The sequence below is a fragment of the Microbacterium sp. HMWF026 genome, assembly GCF_003061325.1.
GTDB lineage: Bacteria > Actinomycetota > Actinomycetes > Actinomycetales > Microbacteriaceae > Microbacterium > Microbacterium testaceum_E.
In genome coordinates this window covers 1-3,589 of the sequence record NZ_QAJB01000191.1, presented here as the reverse complement: position 1 = coordinate 3,589, position 3,589 = coordinate 1, and the positions used below count along the sequence as shown (strand labels likewise).

Annotated in this window: 3 protein-coding genes; all 3 read left to right on the top strand. The window is 67.0% G+C overall.

Going from position 1 to position 3,589, the window contains the following annotated elements:
• Positions 1-243: 243 nt before the first annotated feature.
• The 3 genes from DBR36_RS08035 (at position 244) to DBR36_RS08025 (ending at position 3,537) form a co-directional block, all read left to right on the top strand.
• Complete coding sequence (locus tag DBR36_RS08035) at positions 244-1,167, top strand: carbohydrate ABC transporter permease (protein ID WP_108318355.1); 924 nt, start codon at positions 244-246, stop codon at positions 1,165-1,167.
• A gap of 122 nt (positions 1,168-1,289) precedes the next feature.
• A complete protein-coding gene (locus tag DBR36_RS08030) occupies positions 1,290-2,099 on the top strand; it encodes a carbohydrate ABC transporter permease (protein WP_108318357.1) in 810 nt (269 codons plus the stop codon).
• 88 nt (positions 2,100-2,187) lie between these two features.
• On the top strand, positions 2,188-3,537 hold the full coding sequence (locus tag DBR36_RS08025) for a sugar ABC transporter substrate-binding protein (RefSeq protein ID WP_108318352.1): 1,350 nt from the start codon (positions 2,188-2,190) through the stop codon (positions 3,535-3,537).
• Positions 3,538-3,589: the final 52 nt, after the last annotated feature.

Sequence of the window (3,589 nt, the reverse complement as noted above, 5' to 3'; positions counted from 1 at the left end):
CGTCGACCGCGATCCCGACGCGCGAGACGGTCTGTCCCGACACGCCGGCGGCCGCGGCCACGTCGGCCATCGACACCTCTCGTCGGCGTTCGCGCGTCGGGATCGCGGTCGACGTCGTCGTCGTCTCGCTCATGTCGGCCCCCTCGGATGTTGACGTTGACACCTTAGCGCGGTCGGGTTATGTTTACGTCAACATCCCGGCCAACCCGACCGGGATGCGCACCAATGAAGAGGCACCGGACGATGACGACCACCGCGGCACCCCCGCCCGCCCTGCGCACTCCGCGGCGCAAGCGGCGCGCACGAATCGACGACCGCGGCTGGCTGTTCGTCGCCCCCTTCGCGCTGATCTTCGCGCTCGTGTTCCTGGCGCCGCTGGCGTACTCGATCTACCTGAGCCTGTTCCGCGATCAGCTCATCGGCGGCAACGCCTTCGTCGGTCTCGACAACTACGTCACCGCGTTCGCCGACCCGAAGTTCTGGGACGGCTTCGGCCGCGTCGGGGCCTTCCTCGTCGTCCAGGTGCCGATCATGCTGGTGCTCGCCCTGGCCGCAGCCCTGGCGATCGACAGCGCACGGCTGCACGCCGCCGGTTTCTACCGCATCGTGATCTTCCTGCCCTACGCCGTGCCCGCCGTCGTCGCGGTGCTCATGTGGGGCTACATCTACGGCGACCAGTTCGGCCTCACGCGCAACCTCAACGACCTGCTCGGCGGCACCTTTGTCCAGCCGTTCCTCCCCGAGTGGATGCTGCTGTCGATCGGCAACATCGTGACCTGGCAGTTCGTCGGCTATAACATGCTCATCTTCTACTCGTCGCTGAAGACCATCCCCACCGAGCTGTACGAAGCGGCATCCATCGACGGAGCGGGCGCGTGGCGCACGATCTTCTCGATCAAGATCCCCGCGGTACGCGGCGCGATCGTCATCGCGACCATCTTCTCGATCATCGGCAGCTTCCAGCTCTTCAACGAGCCAAACATCCTCAAGCCGCTGGCCCCGAACACGATCTCGACGTTCTTCACGCCGAACATGTACGCCTACAACCTCTCGTTCGCCGGCCAGCAGTACAACTACGCGGCCACGATCGCCATCATCATGGGCGTCATCACCGCCGTCATCGCCTACGTCGTGCAGCTGCGCGGCTCACGTCAGGAGGCGCGATGACCACCGCGACCGCACCCCGCACCGACACCGTCGCCGTGACCACCTCGCGAGGCACCGGCCGCGCCCGCTTCGCGCGCACGTCGCCGACCCGCAGCAAGAAGTCGCTGGTGCTCAGCATCGTGATGGGCCTGTACCTGCTGTACACGCTCGTGCCCCTGGCCTGGCTGGTCATCAACGCCACCAAGACCCAGCCCGACCTGTTCACCACCTTCGGCCTGGGCCCGGGCAACAGCTTCGCGCTCTTCGACAACATCGCGCAGACCCTGACCTACCGGGACGGCATCTTCGTCCGGTGGCTCGGCAACACCCTGCTGTACGTCGTGGTCGGCGCCGGCGGCGCGACGCTGCTCGCCACCCTTGCCGGGTACGGTCTCGCCAAGTACAACTTCCGCGGGCGCAAGGCCGTCTTCGCCGTGGTTCTCGGCGCGATCGCCGTCCCCGGCACGGCCCTGGCGGTGCCGACGTTCCTGCTGTTCAGCCAGCTCGGCCTGACGAACACCCCGTGGGCGATCATCATCCCCTCGTTGATCAGCCCGTTCGGGCTGTACCTGATCTGGGTGTACGCCTCGGACGCCATCCCCACCGAACTGCTCGAGGCCGCCCGCATGGACGGAGCGGGCGAGTTCCGCACGTTCTTCACCATCTCGATCCGGCTGCTCACCCCCGGCATCGTCACCGTGCTGCTGTTCGCGGTCGTGGCGACGTGGAACAACTACTTCCTCCCGCTGATCATGCTGAGCGACCCCGCGTGGTACCCGCTCACGGTCGGCCTCAATCAGTGGAATGCGCAGGCCATCGGCGTCGGCGCGCAGCCCATCTACAACCTCGTGATCACCGGAGCACTGCTGTCGATCATCCCGATCGTCGCCGCGTTCCTCGTGCTGCAGCGCTTCTGGCAGTCGGGCCTGAGCGCCGGCAGCGTCAAGCAGTGATCCCCTGACCCCCCACCGCAGCCACCCGCCCGCGGGTCGCCGCAGCAGCATCCGCACCACATCCACAACAACGAAGTAGAGGAATCCGATGACATTCATGCGCAAGGGCTCCGCCGTCCGGCGGACCGTCTTCGCCGTCGCCGCCACCGCCCTGACGGTGGGCGCACTGACCGCGTGCTCGGGCGGCAACGCCGGCGGCGGCGCGGCCGGTTCGGCCGACGACATCGAGAAGGCGCTCGAGGCCGGCGGCGAGATCACGTATTGGTCGTGGACGCCCTCCGCCGAGGCGCAGGTCGCCGCCTTCCAGGCGAAGTACCCGAACGTCAAGGTGAACCTCGTCAACGCGGGCACCAACACCGAGGAGTACACCAAGCTGCAGAACGCCATCAAGGCGGGCTCCGGCGCCCCCGACGTGGTGCAGATCGAGTACTACGCCTTCCCCCAGTTCGCACTCTCGGACTCGCTGCTCGACCTGTCGTCGTACGGCTTCGGCGACCTCTCGGGCGACTACAGCTCGGGCCCGTGGGGTTCGGTCGAGTTCGACGGCAAGGTCTACGGTCTTCCGCAGGACTCGGGCCCCATGGCCCTCTTCTACAACAAAGAGGTCTTCGACCAGGCCGGCATCTCGGCCCCCAAGACGTGGGACGAGTACTACGCGGCAGCGCAGAAGCTGCACGCGGCGGACCCGTCGAAGTACATCACCGCCGACACCGGCGACTCGGGCTTCGCCACCAGCATGATCTGGCAGGCCGGCGGCACCCCGTTCAAGACCTCGGGCACCGACGTCACGATCGATCTGCAGGACGAGGGCTCGAAGAAATTCGCCGACAACTGGAACCGCCTCGTCGAGGGCGGCCTGCTCGCCGACACCCCGGCGTGGAGCGACGAGTGGTTCAAGGGGCTCGGCGACGGCTCGATCGCCTCGCTGATCACGGGCGCCTGGATGCCGGGCGTGCTGGAGTCGTCGGTCAAGGACGGCTCGGGCAAGTGGGCCGTGGCCCCCATCCCGACCTATGACGGCACGGCGGTGACCGCCGAGAACGGCGGCGGCGGCCAGGCGGTCGTCAAGCAGAGCAAGAACCCGGCTCTGGCGGCCGGCTTCCTCAAGTGGCTGAACAACGACGAGGAGAGCCTCAAGATCTTCGCGGAGTCCGGCGGCTTCCCCTCCACCACCGCGCAGCTCAGCGACCCCGCTTTCGTCGAGCAGGAGTCGAGCTACTTCGGCGGCCAGAAGATCAACGAGGTGCTGACGCAAGCCTCGAGCGAGGTCCGTGAGGGCTGGAGCTACCTGCCGTTCCAGGTGTTCGCCAACAGCATCTTCAGCGACACGGTCGGCCAGTCCTACGCATCGAAGAGCGACCTCAACACCGGTCTGACGACCTGGCAGGACCAGCTCGTCCAGTACGGCAACGACCAGGGCTTCTCGGTCAACAAGTAACAATCCGCGTGGGGGCGGGTCGCATCTGTTCGTCTGCGACCCGCCCCCTTCC

What these genes read in the sequence shown, in the direction of transcription:
- DBR36_RS08035 (WP_108318355.1), top strand. Translation starts at nt 244, where the DNA reads ATGACGACCACCGCGGCACCCCCGCCCGCCCTGCGCACTCCGCGGCGC.
- DBR36_RS08030 (WP_108318357.1), top strand. Translation starts at nt 1,290, where the DNA reads ATGGGCCTGTACCTGCTGTACACGCTCGTGCCCCTGGCCTGGCTGGTC.
- DBR36_RS08025 (WP_108318352.1), top strand. Translation starts at nt 2,188, where the DNA reads ATGACATTCATGCGCAAGGGCTCCGCCGTCCGGCGGACCGTCTTCGCC.